Here is a 20,814-nt window from a genome sequence, read left to right as displayed (position 1 = left end):
TACCTTTAAAATCCAAGACTGGATAACAAGTCATCGACTTCATCTTGAGATGCCACTGCGTCTGCTCTCTCTTCAGGGTTCATGATTGGCCCTTCAGGTTCGGTTGACGCTTTTTTATCGGTCTCTTTATTTTGGCTAGCTTGATCCGCACCAAACACGGTCAGGATCTCAACTAAGCGGCCCTCAACTTCATTTACAAGAGTGATAACCTTACCAATGATCTGGCCAGTTAAGTCTTGGAAGTCTTGAGCCATCAAGATTTCAGTCAGTTGTCCGCGCAGTTCGGTGCTATCACCTTCTACTTGAACAAGTAATCCATCAATGCGGTGACATAAAGCTTTAAATTGTGCCAGCTCAATGCGGCCATGCATCAGTTCATTCCATTGAGGCCTTACTTGAAGTAAACACTCATGTAGGTTGTCTGCGATTGGCATACAACGATCGACCGCGTCCATCGTTTTATTTGCTGCGACTTCCGTTTTATCAATGACATATTGAAGGCGATCCCGAGCGTCTGGGATTTCATCATTTGCGATAACACTAATGCGTTCATCGAAATTGAATTGTGTCAAAGAGTCATGGAGATCGCGGGTCAGAGAACCTATTTCTTGAAGCATTGGGTTGTCTTGAAGACCAACATTCTCTTCATACATGCTTCTAACAAGAGAATCAGCTTGTTGCTGCTCATCGTTTTCAAGCAGCTCTACTAATTTTTTTGCTTGTTCTAATGAAATCATCCTGAATTCGGCCTTACTCCGCATATACTACGACGCTTCAATCTATGGGAAAAACGGGAAACCAAAAAGTTAATGCTCCCCCAGAAGCGCCTAAATCTTTCTCTCTGAGGCTTATAAGCGCTCAAAAATCTTATCTAGTTTTTCTTTTAGCGTTGCAGCAGTGAAAGGCTTAACAATGTAACCATTAACACCCGCTTGCGCTGCTTCAATGATCTGCTCGCGTTTCGCTTCTGCAGTGATCATAAGTACAGGCAAGTGCTTCAGCTCCGCATCAGCACGGATGTGCTTCAGCAAGTCGATACCTTGCATCCCAGGCATGTTCCAGTCAGTTACCACGAAATCAAATTCGCCTTTTTTCAGCATAGGAAGTGCGGTTAGACCGTCATCTGCTTCTTGAGTGTTGTTGAAACCTAAGTCACGAAGTAGGTTTTTAACAATACGGCGCATCGTTGAAAAATCATCAACAATGAGAATTTTCATGTTTTTGTTCAAATTAGCCTCCACTGAATAAAAATCAGTGTTGTTAGTCGTTCTGTGTCCAGGCACTTAACTTAGTGCGCAGACGCTGCATAGATTGGCTCAATATCTGGCTGACACGAGATTCGCTGACACCTAATACTTCCCCAATCTCTTTTAAATTGAGTTCTTCGTCATAGTAAAGAGATAGGACTAAGCCTTCTCTTTCTGGAAGTTGTTTTATTGAATCGATCAAAGCTTGTCGAAACGACTCATCAGCAACTCCCTGAAAAGGTAAGTTATCTTGAGAGTCTTCATTCGGAGATATTACATCATCTGAGACGCCTAAATCTTCGATTCCGACCAACTTTGAACAATTTATATCCGTTAAAGCGCTGTGATACTGCTCTAAAGTCAGTCCCATGTGCTTCGCGATTTCAGCATCGCTTGGATCTCGGTTCAAAGTCGCTTCAAGTTCAGCAATGGCATTGCTGATTTCGCGGTTGTTCTTATGAACCGATCTCGGCACCCAGTCGCCTCGTCGGATATCATCCAGCATTGCACCACGAATTCGAATACCAGCGTAAGTTTCAAAACTCGCGCCTTTTGAACCATCGTAGTTCTGCTGTGCTTCAATCAAGCCGATCATACCAGCTTGAATCAAGTCATCCACCAATACATTAGGCGGCAATCGCCCCAACAAGTGATGAGCGATACGTTTAACCAGCACAGAATACTTCTCGAAGAAGGCTTGCTGCCCATCGAGGTTTCCGCGTTGATTGTAGGTAAGCGCTTTATTCACCAAATGGTTCCTCTGCATATGTACTGCGATTTAACAGACGTTCCACGAAAAATTCCAAGTGACCACTTGGTGTTTTCGGAATCGGCCAAGTTAACGCTTTATTCGCCAATGAGCTAATTGCTAACGCAGCCGGAGAGCGTGGGAACGCATCCACTACGATTTTCTGTCTCTTGACTGATTGACGTACTTTATCATCTAGAGGTATACATGCTACGAGTTCGAGGCTCACATTCAAGAAACGCTCTGTGACAAGCGTCAATTTTGCAAATAATTCTCGCCCTTCACGGTAACTTCTGACCATATTTGCGACAACTTTGAATCGCTGAACCTGATGTTCACGACTCAAAAGCTTAATCAAGGCATATGCATCAGTGATCGAAGTTGGTTCATCACAAACGACTACAACAACGTCCTGTGCAGCTCTTGAGAAGCTCACAACCATGTCAGATATACCAGCAGCTGTATCGATTAGCAAAACGTCCATTTCGTCTTCTAGCGTACCAAACGCTCGAATCAGACCGGCGTGTTGCGCATGCGATAGTTCGGTCATGCTCTGAGTGCCTGACGTCGCTGGAATAATCTTAATTCCGTGTGGACCTTCCACAATCGCGTCTTTTAGCTCACACTCACCTGCCAATACGTGGCCTAGGTTTCGTTTAGAACGAATACCTAACATGATGTCTACGTTAGCCAGGCCTAAATCGGCATCCAGCACCATAACCTTCTTGCCCTGACGTGCCATACAGATAGCCAGTCCAAGAGTGACGTTAGATTTACCCACACCACCTTTACCACCAGTTACCGCAATAACTTTGGTCAAAGAAGGCTTTGTTAAGCGACGGAGGCCGCTAGCTTGGTCATGTATCATATTTTCAGTCATATTTATCCGCCGCCTAGAGTCCTTCAGAATCGCTATTCCAGTAGTGAGGTTCATTCTCTGTCGATTTCTCGAGTAGCTCATTCGCCTTAGCAATCATGTACTTCGGTTGAGCAATAACGATATCTTCAGGAACTCGTTGACCATTTGCGATGTACGCAACTGGTAATGCATTTTGTATTACTACACTGATGAATTCACCCAAACTTAGCGATTCATCTAGCTTAGTTAGGATGCATCCCGACAGCGGGATTCTTCTAAAGTGTTCTATCGTCTCTTGCAGAACTTTGCGCTGCGCTGTAGCCGGCAACACCAAGTAGCTGTGAATTACGGAACCACTCTCTTGCATCAGTGTGTCTAACTGCTCAGACAGGCGAACATCTCTCTGTCCCATGCCTGCAGTATCAACCAGAATTAGGCGACGGTTACGCAGTTGATATATAACATCGGCCAATTCTTTAGAATCTTTAGCAACTCTTACGGGACAACCCATAATTCTTCCATATATTGAGAGTTGCTCATGTGCACCAATTCTATAGGTGTCGGTAGTAACGAGTGCAACATTGTCTGCACCGTACTCCATTGCAGCGCGAGCAGCGAGCTTCGCAACGGTTGTGGTTTTACCTACGCCCGTTGGCCCTAAAAGAGCCACAACGCCACCACGTTTAAGAATATCTTTCTGGGTTACTGTGATCTGATCCGCCACCAGCGCCAACAGTGCTTTCCACGCTCGCGCAGGCTTGGTGTCTTCAGGGATATAACAAGCCATTTGGTCAGCAAGCTCTGGAGAGACACCCATACGTTCAAGTCGTTTGATCAGCATTGCGCGTAGTGGTTCACGACGCTCGACCTCTTGCCACATCAGTCCAGAAACTTGATGCTCGAGCAGACGACGAATTGAGGTCATCTCTTCACGCATCGTTTCCATTTCAGAATCTGAGTTGCGTGACGACTCTGGCTCACGTCCACGGTCGTAGCGAGTTGGGTCTAAGCGATGCGGTGGACGCTCAACACGGCGATCTTCTGCAATTAATTTTGCAAGGCCAGACTCATGAGAAGAGAACGCTGAATCAACATTGTGTTTGTTACCCGATTGTCGGTTTAACAACGCAGATAACGAATCTTCATTTTCCGCACGGTGTTGAGACTCATCCTCTGCGCCATGGCTGTACTGCTTAAGCATATTCGCAAAGCGTTTAGTCATTGAACGGCCGCTCTCTGAGCCAGAACCGCCAATACTCACTTTGTCATCATCAAGCTGACGCTGACCCGATTTTGGTGCCGCCATTTGCGTATACTGACTCTGCGAAGGCTGAGGCTTGTTAAGTCGTGGCGCCGCTGCTGGTTGATTAGACTCACCATCAATAGCTGCAACGATTTCAACGCCACCTGCGACCTTTTTGTTAGACATGATCACAGCATCGGAGCCAAGTTCTTCTTTCACTTGGAGCAACGCTGTTCGCATATCTTTTGCAAAAAATCGTTTAATTTTCAATTCAATAGTCCGTTCTTATTACGCGGATTAGTTTCCAACAGCTTGTACGATTCGGATCTGCTTCTCGTCTGGGATCTCTTGGTAAGAGAGGACTCGTAAGCTTGGGATCGTGTTCTTAACAAACTTGGCTAATGTTGATCGCAATACACCAGAAGTAAGCAGTACCGCTGGTTCTCCTTTAAGCTCTTGCTCTTGGGTTGCCTGACTCAGTGACGTCTGTAAACGCTCTGCCAATCCAGGCTCAATTCCTGCAGATTCACCACCGGATGCCTGCATTGTTTGATGCAAGATTTGTTCCAGCTCAGGAATTAGTGTTATAACAGGCAATTCTGGTTCTATCCCATTGATTTCCTGAACAATTAGTCGTTTCAGAGAGATGCGAACTGCAGCTGTAAGAATGTCAGGTTCTTGACTCTTGCCCGAATACTCCGCCAAAGTTTGTACGATAGTGCGCACATCTCGAATCGGAATCGCTTCATTAAGCAGGTTCTGAAGCACTTTAACCACCACTCCCAGTTGCAGTTGGTCTGGTACAAAGCCTTCCACCAGCTTGGGTGCAGAGCGGCTGAGCATCTCCAATAGATTTTGCACTTCTTCATGACCAAGCAGTTGTGATGCGTTATTAGTTAACAACTGGCTCAGGTGAGTCGCCAATACTGTTGATGAATCTACGACGGTATAACCCAGAGCTTGTGCATGTTCACGCTGCTCTTCACGGATCCACACCGCTTCTAGGCCAAACGCTGGGTCAATGGTTGGTTCACCATCGATCATGCCGTAGACCTGGCCAGGGTTAATCGCCAGTTCCATATCGGGCTTGATCTCAGCCTCACCGACTGCCACGCCCATTAGAGTAATTCGATAGCTGTTGGGGGTTAATTCGAGATTGTCACGAATATGAACCGCTGGAATAAGGAAACCAAAGTCTTGAGACAGTTTTTTACGTACACCTTTAACGCGTTCAAGCAACTCACCGCCTTGGTCTTTGTCAACCAAAGGAATCAGACGATAGCCCACTTCTAGGCCGATGGTATCAACAGGCTGAACATCATCCCAAGATAGCTCTTTTTGCGCCGGTGCTTCGCCACCTGGCTCCATCGCAGCAGGCAGTTTCGGTTCTTTGGCTTTTTGCTTCTGCTTTTTATCAATGAAATACGCACCAGATCCTGCTGCTATCGCTAGAGTCAAAAACGCAAAGTGAGGCATACCCGGCACAATACCCATCACACCAAGGATCGCCGCGGTGATCATCAGAGCTTTCGGGTTGTCGAACATCTGGAACACCAGTTGTTGTCCCATGTCTTCATCGGTATTCTGACGAGTTACCATCATTGCTGCTGCAATCGAAAGCAATAGCGATGGAATCTGTGCAACCAAGCCATCACCAATGGTTAGCAGGGTGTAGATCTCGATCGCTTCACCAAAGCCCAGACCAAACTGCGCCATACCGATGCTCAAACCACCGATAATATTGATGAAGAGAATCAAGATACCGGCAATGGCATCACCTTTAACGAATTTTGACGCACCATCCATTGAGCCGTAGAAATCGGCTTCTTTGGTTACTTCAAAACGACGAGTACGCGCTTGCTCTTGGTCAATCAACCCCGCATTCAAGTCGGCATCGATTGCCATCTGTTTGCCTGGTAATGCATCCAAGGTAAAACGCGCACTTACTTCTGAAATACGACCAGCACCTTTGGTTACAACCATGAAGTTAATGATCATCAAGATCAAGAAGACCACCAGACCGACAGCGTAGTTACCACCAATTACCACGTTACCGAATGCCTCGATAACGTTACCGGCCGCATCTCCCCCTTCATGACCATAGAGAAGAACCACACGCGTTGATGCTACGTTCAATGCAAGTCTTAATAGCGTTGCGATAAGCAACACAGTAGGGAAAGCGGCAAAGTCGAGAGGTCGTCGGGTATAAACCGTTACCAGTAGCACCACCATTGCCAACGCGATATTAAAGGTGAAAAACATATCCAGTAGGAAAGCAGGGATCGGTAAGATCACCATAGCGAGCGTCGCCAAGACCATGACTGGCGCACCTACAGCTGGCATCGCGCGGTTTGGTAGCTTGGGTAGCTTATCCGAGAAAGGTAAGGAGAATTTCATAAATCAGGACTGCATCGCTATCTTTGATGCCACTGCGAAATACCGCGACATCAGGGTTATCAAATCAGCATTGGTATAGCAAGCACCATACCAGTGTCGAGTCGTCAATTTATCGACACTGCATCATGACGACATTGATTTTCGTTAACCGTCATTATCCGCATTCACTCGACTGAGCTCAAGTATTTGATCTAATGACGTAACTCAGGTGGGATCGGCATATTAGATTGTTGCAGTTTCGGGCGTTCACCGCCACGTTTACGGTACTGCTTAAGCTGGAAAACATACGCAAGCACTTGCGCCACCGCCGTAAATAAGCCGTCAGGAATTTGTTGTTCAAGCTCTGTTGTATGATACAAAGCACGCGCAAGCGGCGGTACAGGTACGATATAGATATCGTGTTCACGTGCCACTTCACGTATCTTCATCGCCATATGATCAACGCCCTTAGCAACAACAACGGGCGCCTTGTCTTGGTCTTGCTTATAACGCAGCGCAACTGAGAAGTGCTCTGGGTTGGTGACGATAACATCGGCTTGTGGAACGTCCGCCATCATACGACGCTGCGCAGCTTCACGTTGAAGCATACGAATACGCCCTTTCACCTCAGGCTTACCTTCCGTATCTTTGTATTCGTCTTTCACTTCTTGCTTGGTCATCTTCAACTGGTCAGCGTGTTGCCAAATTTGAAATGGAATATCGATAGCCACCACGATGAGCAGCGAGCAACTGATCAACAGGATGAAATTAAGCAGAATATCGAGCGCGTGAAAGATGTTTTGTGGGTAGACATCCATACTCAGCTGCATCAAATCGCCTTGGGAGGCTTGAATCAGATAGATGGCCATGCCCGACACCAGAGCCACTTTAAGGATCGACTTAATCAACTCTACCCAGCTCTGCATACCAAACATTCGCTTGATACCACTGAGTGGATTCAACTTAGATGCTTTGGGCATTGCGGCTTGCATTGAGAAGCTGATCCCGCCGACACCAGCAGCACCAATAACGGCAGCAACAAACAGAGTAACCAGAATGAGAAGCAGCGGAAACAGCAAATTGACCATCGCACCACCCGCTATTTCTAGCAATTTAGTGGTGTCAAAGATTTCTTCACGGCTGAGAGAAAACAGACGTTGCATCGCTTCGAACAGTGCTTTGGCCATAGATTCACCAAACCACATTAAAGCGACGGCTCCGATAATTAATACTGACGCTGACGCGAGCTCTTTTGACCTTGCAACCTGCCCTTTCTCTTTGGCCTGTTGCAAGCGTCTGGGCGTGGCCTCTTCTGTGCGTTCTTGACCGTCTGACTCTGCCAATTCAGCCTCCTGCTATTAAATAGGGTCTATTGACCTAACAATCCAACCGGATCAAGCGACAAATTTGCTGTTCGCCTTGCATCCAGAACAGTTCATAGTGACCGTATAGGCCGCCCAAGATGTACCAACATAATAGCAAACCAACCAACAACGCAAACGCGAAACCGAGCGAGAAGATATTCAATTGTGGCGCGGCACGCGTCATTACACCAAACGACAGGTTAATCGTAAGTAGCGCAATAATGCCAGAGAGTGACATCGCCAACGCTGTTTTGAACATAATACCAAGCCACAGAGCTAGCTCTCTAAAATCAACAGCAGTAAGCGACCCACTACCAATCGGTAGAGTTTTAAAGCTAAACACCACCAGCTGTAGCATCTTCAGATGGCCGTCGGTGACCAAGAAAAACATGGTCGCGAGGAACATAAACAGCTGACCAAGAACTGGAGTGTTTTGTCCATTGGCCGGGTCAACCATCGAGGCAAAGCCCAAGCTCGATTGCATACCGAGAATCTGACCCAGCATTACGAATGTCTGAATCATAAACTGGGTCACAATCCCCATCGCAATACCAATTAACACCTGCTCAAACAGAGTCAAAAAGCCCTTAAACGAGAGTAGTTCAATATCTTGAGGTACCGCAGGAATGGCTGGCATCACAGCAAAAGTAATCGCGAGGCCAAGATAGAGACGAATTCGAGGTGAAACAAAGCGCGCCCCGGTTACCGTCATCACCATCAACATTGATGAGATACGAGTATAAGGCCAAAAATAGTTCGCTAACCAATCGAGAACAACGGACGCCGGGTATTCCATAGGCGTTAGTACAAGACTTGCGGCAGACGCTCAATGAGTTCGAAAAAGAACTCCATCATCATCTGCGTCATCCAGTGCGCAAACAGCATCAGAGCCAAAAGCGTCACAATCAGACGGGGTAAGAAACTCAAGGTTTGTTCGTTAATTGAGGTCGCGGCTTGGAAAATTGCCACAACCAGACCGATTAACAAACTCGGGATGATGATGGCACATACCATGATGAGTACCATCCAAAGTGCATCCCTAAATAACTCGACAAATATCTCTGGATTCATGTTTCCCCCAGCTACAAGGCAAAACTGCCGGCAAGGGTGGAGAGTATCAAGTTCCAGCCATCAACCAATACAAACAGCATCAGTTTGAATGGTAGCGATACGATCATTGGCGAGAGCATCATCATACCCATTGCCATCAATACCGAGGCGACAACAAGGTCGATGATCAAAAATGGTAAGAACAGCATGAAGCCAATCTGGAATGCCGTCTTAAGCTCAGAGGTGATAAACGCAGGTATCAGAATCGCCATCGATACGTCTTCTGGGTTTTGCACTTCAGCGCCTGAGATCTGAACAAAGGTCTCTAAGTCTTTAATTCGAGTCTGTTTTAGCATGAAGGCTTTGATCGGCTCCTGAGCCACATCAAATGCCTGTCGAGCGGAGATTTGTTCATTCAAGTATGGCTGAACGGCTTGTTCATTTACCTGATTGATCACCGGAGACATGATAAAGAAGGTTAAAAAGATAGCGATACCAATAATCACTTGGTTAGATGGCGTCTGTTGTAGACCCATCGCCTGACGCAAGATAGACATCACGACTACGATACGCGTAAACGACGTCATCAAGATAACCATAGCCGGCAAGAAGCCCAGCATGGTCATTAGTGCCAGAATCTGAAGGTTAATCGAGTAGTCTTCGCCACCTTCATCATTGGTAGTCATGGTAAAGGCAGGAATACCTCCACCGCTACCAGTGAGGCTACCTGTGGTAATGGTTTGAGCTGACGCTTGGTCCTGCTGCATTGTGCTGACCGTAACGGACTCAGATCCTGCGATGTTTGCTGGAATTGGTCCATCTTCGGCTTGCGCCATTGCAGATTGGCTCAACAATAGCGACACCATCAGCATGAGAGTGATACATACTGATGTCAGAGCTGAAGTGAAATTATGACTCGTTGAGTGAGTAAATCCGTTACTTATTGGCATCTTTCTTTATTAGCTGAGAGAGTTGATTTGAAAAGGTACTTTTTTCCAACATCTCTTTTGATAAAGGCTCTTCAAGCTTTGAGATTAGCTGAATCGATTGGCTGGTAATGCCAACCAAGAACTGCTCTTCTCCCGCTTGAACAATCGCGATACGCTCTTTAGTGCCTACCGGAATCTGGCGAATAATCGACAAACCTTGCTGATTGGTCATCGCAGGTACTTGCATACGCTTAAGAAGCCAAGCAAGAAATAAAATGAAGCCTATAACCAAAATTAGCGACCCAAATGTGGTCGCTAAATCGAGGTCTGGCGCGGCAGCAAATGCATAAGAAGGGGCCATGATTAACCCCATCACCAGCGCTTGAATCCGCACTGCCATTAACGCAACTTCTTAATACGTTCTGTCTGGCTGATTACGTCGGTCAAACGAATACCAAACTTGTCATTGACCACAACCACTTCGCCATGGGCAATCAAGGTTCCGTTAACCATCACATCCAAAGATTCGCCCGCGATACGGTCAAGTTCAACTACTGAACCTTGGTTTAATTGCAGCAAGTTACGGATACTGATTTGCGAACGACCGACTTCCATAGAAATAGTCACCGGAATATCCATGATGGTGTCGAGCTTACGACGCTCATCTTCAGAGATTGGCGAGGAAGAATCAGTCAACTCATCCAGTGGTGCCGCTAACACGTCGTCCACATCAATCGAAGGTGCCGACGGATCTTCACCAAGTGCGGCAGCCCATTCGTCTGCCAACTTTTGATCTTCACTAGGTTCCATTACCAAATCCTATTTTCGTACTTATTATTCGTTGTCTTCATCATTCTCAAGCTCAGACATCAAGTCTTTACCCAAGAACGCAAGGTCTGTTTTAACCACGTGTGGTCGTTCAATCTTCTCTGATATCTGTACGGCCAGCTTCTCTCCAGAGCGCCCCATTTTCACACGATATGTTGGGAGCTCTTCAACAAACATGGTCGCATGTTCTGGCATGTCCATTGGGATGACATCACCTGGACGTAACTCCATTAGGTCACGTAGCGAGATATCTTGCTCAAGAAGGTTTACACGGAAGTTAACCGGTACATCCATGATCTCATCGCGCAGAGCGGTGCTCCAACGCACATCGGTTTCCATCTTATCTGACTGAACACCGGCATCGAGCAATTCACGGATTGGCTCCACCATGGAGTACGGCATAACAACGTGGAAATCACCACCGCCGCCATCGACTTCAATATGGAATGAGCTCACAACGATCACCTCAGTTGGGCTCACGATGTTTGCCATGCTTGGGTTTACTTCTGAATCTAGATATTCAAACTCAACGCCCATCACTGGAGACCACGCTTCTTTGTAGTCTTCAAACACAATTTTAAGCAGCAGTTGGATGATACGACGCTCAGTCGGGGTAAATTCACGACCTTCAATCTTGGCGTGGAATCGACCATCACCACCAAAAAAGTTCTCTACCAGAATGAATACTAGACGGGCTTCCATGGTGATCAGCGCCGTACCTTTCAGCGGTCTGAAGCGCACCATGTTAAGACTGGTCGGTACGTACAACGTATTTTGGTATTCACCAAACTTCATCATTTGTACGCCGTTAATCGAGACTTCTGCCGTTTTTCTCAACATATTAAACAAGCTGATACGCATATGACGCGCAAAACGCTCGTTAATAAGCTCGAGGGTCGGCATTCGACCACGGACGATTCGATCTTGAGAGGAGAAGTCAAAGTTGACGGCATTATCCGACTCAGTCTCTAAGACTTCTTCTACCTCTTCAACATCATCTACGCCGTGTAACAGCGCATCAATTTCGTCTTGGCTTAATAAATCGGTCACAGATTACCTACTGAATCACAAAGTCAGTGAATAACACTTTTTCAATAACAGGTTGTCCAACGGCCTGAGTCAGGCTCGCCTTGATATCTTCTGTCGCTTTATCGCGTAGCTCGATGCGCCCTGTTGGTGAGCGTAACTGGTCTACAGTCGCAGAGGCAAACGTAGCCAGTAGAGTACTTTCAACCAATGGCGAGTGGTAACGAGCAAGCTCTTCATTCTTGCTGCCTCGCACCATTAATTGCGCTTTAATTTGAACCAGACGATCCTTTTTGTCTCCAGAGACATTAAATAGGAACGGTTGTGGAATATTTACATAAGCGACAGGTTCAGCTGCAGTCACTGGCGCCTGCGCTTCGGTTTCGGCTTCCGCTGTGCTGTCGTCAGAGCCCATTAAGAAAAATGCTGCGCCACCACCACCTAGTAGCAACACGACTACGGCAATAATAATGATCAGTAATTTACTTTTGCCTTTGGGTGCTTCTTGTTCTTCTGCCATGCTTATCTCTAATTCTTCGTTAAAACCATCTAACTGTCTGATGTGCACCTAATATTAGGCGTAATAACTAATTCCATCACGCTTTGACGCGACATTCAATTCAAGATTGCTGCTGCTATCAAGGTTTTCGTCACCTTGTCCATCATTTGCACTTCCTGAGCCTGATTGTCCACCACCTTCACCGCTGTTGTAGCGATCTTGTCCTTGCCCGGTACTTTGTTGCTGCACCGATGAATCAGCAAGCTGCATACCTTGCTGAGCAAGCATCTCACGTAGCCTTGGTAATGTCTGCTCAATCACGTCACGGGCTTGCTGGTTGGTCACGGTAAAGTGAACATTCGCCACATCATTGTTCATTGTCATGCGGATCTTTAACTGTCCAAGCTCCGGCGGGTCCAATCGGATATCCAGATTCTTCAAATTCTTAGACATCATCATTTGAACTTTTTCAGCCACTTGCTCATTGGCGAGCTCTTTAGTCAGCTGAAGTGGAGCTTGTTGTGCCGCTTGAATTTCTGCTCGCGTCGGTGCTGAACCGACTGGTGTTGTCCCTTGTGCACCTGCCGCTGAGGCTATTTGCTGAGCAAAACTGCTCTCTTTGCTGTCATCTTTGCCTGCTGCTCGCCCCAAACCTGCCAGCGCTGCAGCTCCTGAACCTGCTTTTAGAATGGCATCCTTGGAAGCGGCCTTAGCGGCTAACATCTCTGTGCCCATCGGATTAGCCGCAACATTATGTGCAGCGGCAAGGTTAAGATCTACCGATGATGCCTGAGCTGAAACTGGTGCAGATGCTGCATTAGATGCTTGTTGGGCTGCCGCTTGTTGAGTCTGTTGCATTTGAAGCGTTTGAGCTTGGTTTGACTGAGCTAGCGCTGCTTGAACTTTATCTGCTGCCACATTCTGTTGCATTGCATGCTGAGTTGCACCTGCTGCAACTGCCGCTGTTGCTGCCCACTCTTCGAGGTTATCCGTTGCAACTTCTGACGATTCCACCGGTGTATCCCAATTGATCGTTGCAGGCGCTTGGCTATACAGCAGACTCGCCTGCTCAACTAACTGCGTACGCTGCTGTTGAAGCACGACTAGTTCAGACGACGCTTTTGCTAAAGTGGCCTTTTCAGCATCAGAAAGATCCTCGCCACTTAGCTGTTTGGTCTCTAGTTCATTAACAACCACTTCAGTCGCTTCAATTTGGGTATTTAATTGATTGATGGCTTGAGTATGCATTTCTACTTCAGCCGCCAATTCCAATTCAGCTTGCGTCAACGGTTGTGACGATTGAGAAAGCTGAGAAGCAGAGTTCATGGTGCTTTGCTCTGCTTTTACTAACTGTTCGATCTGCTCTGGAGTCACGCCTTGCTGCATCAACTGTTGCACTTGCACTTGATCGAGTTGAGACACGGGGGCGCCGTTAGTCATCATGACTACTTTTTGTTCCAGTGCGGCCAACTGTTGAGAAGTTTGAGCATCAGTCGTATTCACTTTGGACACAGTATCCGTTTGTAAAACTGCTTCACTACCGACCGCGCCAACTGAAACACCAGCAGGGACACCTGCACTCATCATCGCCATATGCTGAGGCTGTTGAGTCGCTGCCGACACACCGACTGGAGTAATAGGACCAGTATTAGACGCCAAGTCAGCCTTAATCGCTTGCGACGACTGAGCATTAAAGCCTGTCACCGGTGTGGTGGCTGCTTGAGGCAAAGCTTTGCCGTTTGTTGAGGCTTGTAAGGTTTTATTTGCCTCATCCAGCTGGCCGAGCAGTTTATTGCCTTCACTCATTGCTGCCGAGGCCTTACTTGCATCCGCCGCGTTTGGAGCAATATGTTTTAGTTCTGACGTATTCGTTTGAGCTGATCGAGGCTTGTCTGTCTCCACTGAAGGCTTTGATTGCGACTCAGTACCTTGCATTTTTTGAACAGCAGAAACGCCTTCAACAGGTGCCTGCTCTTTGGCTGAAGCAGCTGTAGATTCACCCGATTTCTGCGCACCACTCTCATTCGCCGCTGCCTTATTGGAGTCAGCCGCTTTACTCTCTGTTATTTGCTTACCGTCAGTGATTGCTGGTTTATCGTCGCTCTCGCCTTTTAAAAGTGCATCTTCACTCTGTGACGCTGTTTTTGAACTGGTCGCTTGTTCGTCGCCATCGACCTTCTTCATTGTATCCGCGACTTTCTCAGACTTTTCAGCATCACTAGAGTCAGAGGCCACTTTCTCTGCATCGTCTGACTCACTTGCTTTGCTCGCTTTACTTGGCTCAGCCTTTACCTCTTCACCCAGACCCAGTGCATCTTTGAGGGAAGCGAAGAAACCTTTAGATTCACCGCCCTCACTCGTTTGTGCTGAAGATCCGCTTGGCTCCAGCAATGAAGTGGCTTTGCTAGTGACTGAATTTGAAGAAGGACTAACATTCATATGTACAAGCTCTATCTAATCGCTTTGACGCCAAGATACTTGGAACGGCAAAAAGAAAGTGAAGCTCCGAGCCCTAAAGACTCAAGAGCGTAATAACAGAACTAATGAAGCAAAAAACATGCCTGAGAGAACAATACTGTGAGAAATGTCAATAAAGTGTGAGATTGAGGGAAAAACTAGCGACGTTGTCGGCTGTATAACAGAGTCGAAAACTCATCCATCTGTTTCTGCTCACGTTGGTCTTGCAGCTTCGCTTTTTCTTTCTGCTTCTTTTCCATTAACCATTCGTATGACTTACGCTGTTTGCGTAGTTCCATCCAATACTCTTGGCAGTTATCAACCTGGCTCTTGAAGTGCCCCTCTGCCTCTTTTTGTTTGGATAGCGTGTCATCTAATTGAGTAAGAAATCGATTCAGGTGTCCATATTGGCTCGCTGTTAGCCCAGCTTTACCGCGATCGACTAATTGCTGACAATAATCCAAGCGGTATTTCTCAATCTGTGCGACTTGTTCGTAATAAACTTGCAGCTCAGCATTGGCTTTGTTGAGTGCCAACACCGCCTGATTCTCTTTCTCTTTTGCTTGCTCTAGCAAGAATTCAAGTGCGTTATCCATTAGCAAACACTCTGCTTAGTAAACACTGTCATATCATTAACGATCGTCACAAAGCTAACCTCCCAACACGTGTTTCAACATATTGACACACATATCGTAAGGTACCGTCTCTTTCATTTTCTGCTGCAGATACTCATCAAGTTTCGGCTTAAGCGTAAACGCACTATCAATCGCAGGATCCGTCCCCGGCTTGTAGGCACCGATAGAGACCAAATCTTGGTTCTTGCGACAAATCGACAGTACCTGTCTTACCGCTTTCGACATCAGAACATGCTCTTCTGACGTGATTTGTGGCATAACACGACTCACCGACTTCTCTACATCAATCGCAGGATAGTGACCGGCATCAGCCATTTCACGCGACAATACAACGTGACCATCCAGAATCGCACGCGACGCATCGGCAATCGGATCTTGGAGATCATCACCTTCGGTCAAAACCGTGAAGAATGCGGTTATTGAGCCTTGCTCGTCACTGCCATTACCAGCGCGTTCAACCAACGCAGGCAATTTAGCAAACACCGATGGCGGATAACCTTTGGTGGCTGGCGGCTCCCCCACAGAAAGCGCAATCTCACGCTGAGCTTGCGCAAAACGGGTCAGTGAATCCATCAACAACAGAACATCAAGGCCTTGGTCACGGAAGTACTCCGCCACTGTAAGCGCCGTTTGACAGCCCTTAAGTCGCATCAAAGGTGACGCATCGGCAGGAGCGGCTACGACAACCGAACGCTTACGGCCATCCTCACCCAGGATCTCTTCAATAAATTCTTTAACTTCTCGTCCACGCTCACCAATCAGACCCACGACCACCACTTGAGCGGTTGTACCTCGAGTCATCATTCCAAGTGTCACCGATTTACCAACACCAGAACCTGCAAACAGGCCAATACGTTGACCTTTGCCTACGGTAAGAAGGCCGTTAATCGCTTTTAGGCCAACATCCAAAGGCTCTGAGATAGGCTTACGTGCCAATGGGTTAATTGGCTCGGCATTGAATGAGGCGCGGTTTTCGGTATAGAGCGGGCCTAACCCATCTAATGGGTTACCCACACCGTCAATCACGCGACCAAGCAGTTCCATACCAACTGGAATACCACTCTCACTGGTCATTGGTGTAACGCGAGCACCGGGCAGGATGCCTGTGATTTGCTCGCTCGGCATTAAGAAAAGATTGTCTCCAGAAAAGCCGACTACCTCAGCTTCCATATGTCCGGACATAGTTTCGACTAGACAAAGACTGCCGATCGGCGCCTTACACCCTGTCGCTTCTAAGGTAAGCCCAACCACACGGACAAGTTTGCCCGAGGCGATAGGACGAGATTTAAGACCTTCTACCTTGTATTGGCCAAGGCGTTCTGCAAGCGCTAACACTATTCGTTACCTTGATGACGATTCACGCCACAAAAATTTTGAATAACCTGACGCACACGATCTTCCATTCGGTAGTTCACGCTCGATTCACCCGCTTCGATCTGTACATCACCGCGATTCAACGCAGGTTCTGATGCTAGCGTCCAGTTACGGCAATCCAATTCTGTTTCACCATAGGCTGAACGAATGATGGTGACATCTTCAGGGTGCAGCTTAAGCGTGATCGCATGACCTGAGATAGGTAGAGACTCGACCGACTCTTTCACGGTATCAAGAATGATCTGAGGGTTGGTCTGTACTTCAACATGCACCACCTCTTTAACCATGGTCAGCACCATATCGACGAGCTGTTTTTCAACCTGAGCATTCATCAGCTCTAAAGGTTGAGCAAATTGGTTGGCGAGTCCCATAAAAATTGCGACTTGCTGCTGAATATACTCTTGCCCAGCAGTCACACCTTCAAGCTTACCCGCTTCGGTACCTTCCGCATGACCTGCAGCAAAGCCTTCTTCTTTGCCTTTTTCATAGCCTTGCTTGAAGCCCGCTTCTTGACCTTGATGCAGCCCCTCTTGATAGGCTCCTTGCTTGATTAGCTCGATCTGCTCTTCGGTCAGCACCAACTCTTCGTCTTCAATCGCTTCTTCTACGGTTGGCATCCAGCTTGGGTCGTAGTTGAAAGCCGTCTCTTTCGCTTGTTGGTGCGTATCAGACGTATAATCAGGCAGCCCCCACTTTTGAGGTTCCGCTACCGTGTTGTCCTCATCGGGACGGAAAAAGCCGCGCTTTCTATCACCTGACATAATAAATACCTATCAAATAGACCAAGAGTCTACATAACCATACTTCAATCCATAGAGTTTAGAACGCAATGGGAAGTTGAGAAGCGAGCAAGAACAAGCCGTTCTAGCACACCGTTTATGTAAACGAAAAATAACAATGAAATCGATAAAGAAAAGCCCCATCAGTGTGGGGCTTAGTCGTTTCTAACTTATAGGAACTCGTCGGCACCACCAGACAGCATAATCTCACCACTGTCGGCCATTTTCCTCGCAATGCCCAAGATCTCTTTCTGAGCAGCTTCAACATCCGATACTTTCACTGGCGGCATCGCCTCGATATCGTCTCTCATCATATCGGCAGCACGTTTAGACATGTTCTTGAAGATCTTCTCACGCAGACCTTCATCTGCACCTTTAAGTGCTTTCTGAAGAACATCTTGTGGTACATCACGCAGCAACTTCTGAACACCTTGGTCGTCGACTTCGATAAGGTTCTCGAATACGAACATAAGATCTTGAATCTGAGTTGCCATGTCTTCGTCTTGGTCGCGGATTTGATCCATCAACACGCCCTCGACGTTGTTGTCCATGTAGTTCATGATCTCTGCCGCTGCTTTCAGGCCGCCAATCTTAGCCGCTTGAGCACCAGCTTGACCCGCAAACTGTTTCTCCATGATTTCGTTCAGCTCAGCCAGTGCTGACGGTTGAACTTCTTCAAGGTTCGCAATACGCATCATCAGATCTAAGCGAACACGCTCAGGGAACTGCGACAAGATCTCTGCCGACTGATCCGCCTCTAGGTACGAGAGTACGATAGTTTGGATCTGCGGGTGCTCATTGATGATGATGCTCGCAACCTGACGAGGATCCATCCACTTCAATGAATCCAGACCTTTCGAACCGGTACCCAGAAGGATCTGATCAACAAGGTTATTTGCTTTATCTTCACCCAGAGCAGCCACCAGCGCATTACGCATAAAGTCTTCGCTACCCATACCGATATTAGTGTACTTCTGAATATCGTCTAGGAAGGCACGGTGCACTGCGCCTACTTTCTCTTGAGAAAGGTCAGCTGCACGCGCCATCGCACTACCCACACGCTGAACCTGTTTTGGTTCAAGGTGTCGAATAATACCCGCAGCATCTTCTTCGTTAAGACTTAACAACAAGATCGCTGCGCGTTCGTCACCAGAAATTGATGCGATATCGACGTTCGCAACTTCTGCTACTTCTCCACCTTCACCTTGTGGAACAATTTCGTTAGCCATCTGCCATCCAATTCTTAACTACTTGAGCCGCTAGCTCTGGTTCATTTGCTACCAGAGCACGTACTGCTTTCAACACATCTTCATCTTTATGAAGGTTTGGTAAGTCAATGCTTGAGCCAAACTCGAACAGTTCCCCACCTTCAATATCGCTGCCAATCAGGCTAGTCTCGCCATCGGCACCAATCGGCAGTCCATCAGGACCGTATGCTTGTTCATCAGTGTCTTCAGCTGGGTTAAGCAGTTTCTTCATAGCTGGGCGAACCAGTACAAGAACGACAACAATGATGACGAGTGCACTTGCAAACCAACGAACCCAATCGTTGAAGTTCGGGTGTTCCCAAATAGGCACATCTGGCAACACATCAGTCACTTGCGGTGCAAATTGAACGCTCAATACATTCAACAAATCACCACGGCCTTCATCAAAACCAACCGTACCAATCAGAACTTGTCTGATCGCATTAATCTCAGTTTCACTCAGTGGTGTGTGAACTACTTCACCGGTATCTGGGTTCACAGACTGACGGTTTTTAATCGCGACTGAAACCGTTTGACGATTAACCGTGCCGCTCTGCTTACGTTCATGGCTGATGGTAGTATCAAGTTCAAAGTTGCGTGTTGCTTCTTTATGAACCGAGCCTTGCCCCATTAGCGAGCCATCTTTCATTTGTGCCACATCTTGTGGAATCGATGCATCCGCCGGCGGTTGGTTACTCAACGCACCCGGTACACCTGCCACGGTGTTACCGTTGTTGTAATCTTCTAGCGTGTACTCGCTGCGCGTTGCAGGAGTATTTGGGTCAAAACGCTTACGAGTCTGCTCGACAGCACTGAAATCAAGTTGAATGTCTACTTGTGCGGTGTAGTTACCAAAACCAAGAATTGGAATCAATACAGAGTCAATCTTTTCACGAAGTGCCTGCTCTTGATTACGCTCTAATTCATGCTCTTTACGGCGAGCCGCTGAAGCTGGGTCTTGAGAACCAGAGCTTAGTAGACGACCATGTTGGTCGGTCACGGTAATTCGTGACGTTTTCATTCCAGGGACAGCACTAGCAACCATGTCCACAACAGAATCTACTTCTTGTTGCTTGAGATTGGTCCCCGTTTTAAGCGTCAAAAATACGGAAGCTGATGCTTCTTGATTGTGACGAACAAACACACTCTGTTTTGGTAGCGCCAACAAAACTTGTGCCTTGCGCACCTGTTTCATCTGTTCGATCGCTTTCGCTAGTTGACGCTCACGGCTTAACTTTAAACGCTCTTGTTCAAGACGTTGAGATACGCCAAAGCCCATATCCTGCATTAGGATATCGTCACCTGCGTTTTTCTCTTGATTCAGACCGGCACGCACCATATCCAGCTTCAGTGAGTTATATTCGCTGGCCGGAACCGAAATAGTATTGCCTTCTAATGAGTATTCGATTTTTTGCTGATCAAGGTAATCAAGCACTGGGATCAGTTCTTCAGTCTCATACGCGCCTAGCGGACGCATTTCTGGCTCTTTCACCCAGAAAAACAGCATCACGATTAATGCGACACATATAGAGATCGAAAGAACAAGTACAACCTGACGCAGGAGATCAAGATCACCTACTGCCATGTCGAACTTCGATGAACTGCGCTCACCTAGATCGGGATTTTGCCCTTCGTTATCTACGTCTGCCCCTGCAACGAGTGCATGGTCATTCGCATCACTAACGGCTAAATCTGTTGTTTGACTATTTTCTGCCACTATCTACTACCTAACACTATACCGGCATATTCATCAGCTCTTTGTACGACTCAACCAGTTTGTTCCTGATCTGAATCGTCGCTTCAAAAGCCACACTAGATTTATTTCGAGCAATCATTACGTCGGAGAGAGAGACACTCTCATCACCGCTATCAAAACGCGTTTGAAGATCTCCTGAGGTTTTCTGTAACGAGTTCACGTTATTGATGGCTTGCGTCAACATATTGCCGAAATCTGCACCAACCGTTTGTCCAGTCGCCGCCGGACGCGTGTTTGCAGCTTCGACCATCATTGCCTGCATCTCGCCTTGTAAACCATCTATTCTCATTTACTACCTCAGAGTCAAAATTATGACTTTCTTTGTTGCTGTACTATTGATCGAGCAATTAATGTGCCACTGTCTATAAAAAGACAGTGGCAGAGTGATTAAATATCG

General features: G+C 47.1%; 21 protein-coding genes. All 21 read right to left on the bottom strand.

Features of this window, described 5'->3' with window-relative positions:
• Positions 1 to 5 precede the first annotated feature (5 nt).
• The 21 genes from FIV04_RS04215 to fliE all read right to left on the bottom strand — a co-directional run bounded on the left by FIV04_RS04215 (position 6) and on the right by fliE (position 20,706).
• The gene (locus FIV04_RS04215; protein ID WP_150895501.1) at positions 6 to 737 is read right to left on the bottom strand and encodes a protein phosphatase CheZ; all 732 of its coding nucleotides are present in this window, start codon (positions 735 to 737) and stop codon (positions 6 to 8) included.
• A gap of 111 nt (positions 738 to 848) precedes the next feature.
• Positions 849 to 1,217: a chemotaxis response regulator CheY gene (cheY, locus tag FIV04_RS04210; RefSeq protein ID WP_008218307.1), complete on the bottom strand. Its 369-nt coding sequence runs from the start codon at positions 1,215 to 1,217 to the stop codon at positions 849 to 851.
• A 43-nt stretch (positions 1,218 to 1,260) separates the two neighbouring features.
• A complete protein-coding gene (locus FIV04_RS04205) occupies positions 1,261 to 1,995 on the bottom strand; it encodes an RNA polymerase sigma factor FliA (protein WP_152468337.1) in 735 nt (244 codons plus the stop codon).
• Positions 1,988 to 2,875, bottom strand: a complete 888-nt coding sequence (locus tag FIV04_RS04200; RefSeq protein WP_032549648.1) for a MinD/ParA family protein — start codon at positions 2,873 to 2,875, stop codon at positions 1,988 to 1,990. Before FIV04_RS04200 ends, FIV04_RS04205 begins: the two co-directional genes overlap by 8 nt.
• 13 nt (positions 2,876 to 2,888) lie before the next feature.
• On the bottom strand, positions 2,889 to 4,367 hold the full coding sequence (gene flhF, locus FIV04_RS04195) for a flagellar biosynthesis protein FlhF (protein ID WP_152468336.1): 1,479 nt from the start codon (positions 4,365 to 4,367) through the stop codon (positions 2,889 to 2,891).
• A 27-nt stretch (positions 4,368 to 4,394) separates the two neighbouring features.
• Positions 4,395 to 6,494, bottom strand: coding sequence for a flagellar biosynthesis protein FlhA (gene flhA, locus FIV04_RS04190; RefSeq protein WP_152468335.1), 2,100 nt, complete (start codon positions 6,492 to 6,494; stop codon positions 4,395 to 4,397).
• A gap of 191 nt (positions 6,495 to 6,685) precedes the next feature.
• Positions 6,686 to 7,816, bottom strand: a complete 1,131-nt coding sequence (gene flhB / locus FIV04_RS04185; protein WP_152468334.1) for a flagellar biosynthesis protein FlhB — start codon at positions 7,814 to 7,816, stop codon at positions 6,686 to 6,688.
• A gap of 34 nt (positions 7,817 to 7,850) precedes the next feature.
• Positions 7,851 to 8,633 carry a flagellar biosynthetic protein FliR gene (gene fliR / locus FIV04_RS04180; RefSeq protein WP_032549653.1) on the bottom strand — a complete coding sequence of 261 codons (783 nt, stop codon included), beginning with the start codon at positions 8,631 to 8,633 and terminating at the stop codon, positions 7,851 to 7,853.
• 5 nt (positions 8,634 to 8,638) lie between these two features.
• A complete protein-coding gene (gene fliQ / locus FIV04_RS04175) occupies positions 8,639 to 8,908 on the bottom strand; it encodes a flagellar biosynthesis protein FliQ (RefSeq protein ID WP_004739854.1) in 270 nt (89 codons plus the stop codon).
• Between the two features lie 11 nt (positions 8,909 to 8,919).
• Complete coding sequence (gene fliP, locus FIV04_RS04170; RefSeq protein ID WP_150871448.1) at positions 8,920 to 9,837, bottom strand: flagellar type III secretion system pore protein FliP; 918 nt, start codon at positions 9,835 to 9,837, stop codon at positions 8,920 to 8,922.
• On the bottom strand, positions 9,824 to 10,216 hold the full coding sequence (gene fliO / locus FIV04_RS04165) for a flagellar biosynthetic protein FliO (RefSeq protein WP_152468333.1): 393 nt from the start codon (positions 10,214 to 10,216) through the stop codon (positions 9,824 to 9,826). The genes fliP and fliO overlap by 14 nt, the downstream gene beginning before the upstream one ends.
• Positions 10,216 to 10,626, bottom strand: coding sequence for a flagellar motor switch protein FliN (gene fliN / locus FIV04_RS04160; RefSeq protein WP_004739851.1), 411 nt, complete (start codon positions 10,624 to 10,626; stop codon positions 10,216 to 10,218). The genes fliO and fliN overlap by 1 nt, the downstream gene beginning before the upstream one ends.
• A gap of 24 nt (positions 10,627 to 10,650) precedes the next feature.
• Entirely contained in the window at positions 10,651 to 11,694 is a 1,044-nt protein-coding gene (gene fliM, locus FIV04_RS04155) for a flagellar motor switch protein FliM (RefSeq protein WP_032549655.1), read from the bottom strand.
• A gap of 7 nt (positions 11,695 to 11,701) precedes the next feature.
• Positions 11,702 to 12,190 carry a flagellar basal body-associated protein FliL gene (gene fliL, locus FIV04_RS04150; RefSeq protein WP_032549757.1) on the bottom strand — a complete coding sequence of 163 codons (489 nt, stop codon included), beginning with the start codon at positions 12,188 to 12,190 and terminating at the stop codon, positions 11,702 to 11,704.
• Positions 12,191 to 12,244: 54 nt separating this feature from the next.
• Positions 12,245 to 14,608, bottom strand: a complete 2,364-nt coding sequence (locus FIV04_RS04145; protein ID WP_152468332.1) for a flagellar hook-length control protein FliK — start codon at positions 14,606 to 14,608, stop codon at positions 12,245 to 12,247.
• 176 nt (positions 14,609 to 14,784) lie between these two features.
• The gene (gene fliJ, locus FIV04_RS04140) at positions 14,785 to 15,222 is read right to left on the bottom strand and encodes a flagellar export protein FliJ (RefSeq protein WP_152468331.1); all 438 of its coding nucleotides are present in this window, start codon (positions 15,220 to 15,222) and stop codon (positions 14,785 to 14,787) included.
• A 54-nt stretch (positions 15,223 to 15,276) separates the two neighbouring features.
• Positions 15,277 to 16,596, bottom strand: a complete 1,320-nt coding sequence (fliI, locus tag FIV04_RS04135) for a flagellar protein export ATPase FliI (RefSeq protein ID WP_150871439.1) — start codon at positions 16,594 to 16,596, stop codon at positions 15,277 to 15,279.
• The gene (fliH, locus tag FIV04_RS04130) at positions 16,596 to 17,396 is read right to left on the bottom strand and encodes a flagellar assembly protein FliH (RefSeq protein WP_152468330.1); all 801 of its coding nucleotides are present in this window, start codon (positions 17,394 to 17,396) and stop codon (positions 16,596 to 16,598) included. Before fliH ends, fliI begins: the two co-directional genes overlap by 1 nt.
• 188 nt (positions 17,397 to 17,584) lie before the next feature.
• The gene (gene fliG / locus FIV04_RS04125) at positions 17,585 to 18,643 is read right to left on the bottom strand and encodes a flagellar motor switch protein FliG (protein WP_032549661.1); all 1,059 of its coding nucleotides are present in this window, start codon (positions 18,641 to 18,643) and stop codon (positions 17,585 to 17,587) included.
• Complete coding sequence (gene fliF, locus FIV04_RS04120) at positions 18,636 to 20,378, bottom strand: flagellar basal-body MS-ring/collar protein FliF (RefSeq protein ID WP_152468329.1); 1,743 nt, start codon at positions 20,376 to 20,378, stop codon at positions 18,636 to 18,638. The genes fliG and fliF overlap by 8 nt, the downstream gene beginning before the upstream one ends.
• A gap of 16 nt (positions 20,379 to 20,394) precedes the next feature.
• The gene (gene fliE / locus FIV04_RS04115) at positions 20,395 to 20,706 is read right to left on the bottom strand and encodes a flagellar hook-basal body complex protein FliE (RefSeq protein ID WP_032549664.1); all 312 of its coding nucleotides are present in this window, start codon (positions 20,704 to 20,706) and stop codon (positions 20,395 to 20,397) included.
• Positions 20,707 to 20,814: the final 108 nt, after the last annotated feature.

The sequence above is a fragment of the Vibrio sp. THAF190c genome (assembly GCF_009363355.1).
Lineage (GTDB): Bacteria > Pseudomonadota > Gammaproteobacteria > Enterobacterales > Vibrionaceae > Vibrio > Vibrio fortis_A.
Note: the sequence above shows the minus strand (reverse complement) of the source record. Positions and strands in the feature narration are given on the sequence as shown.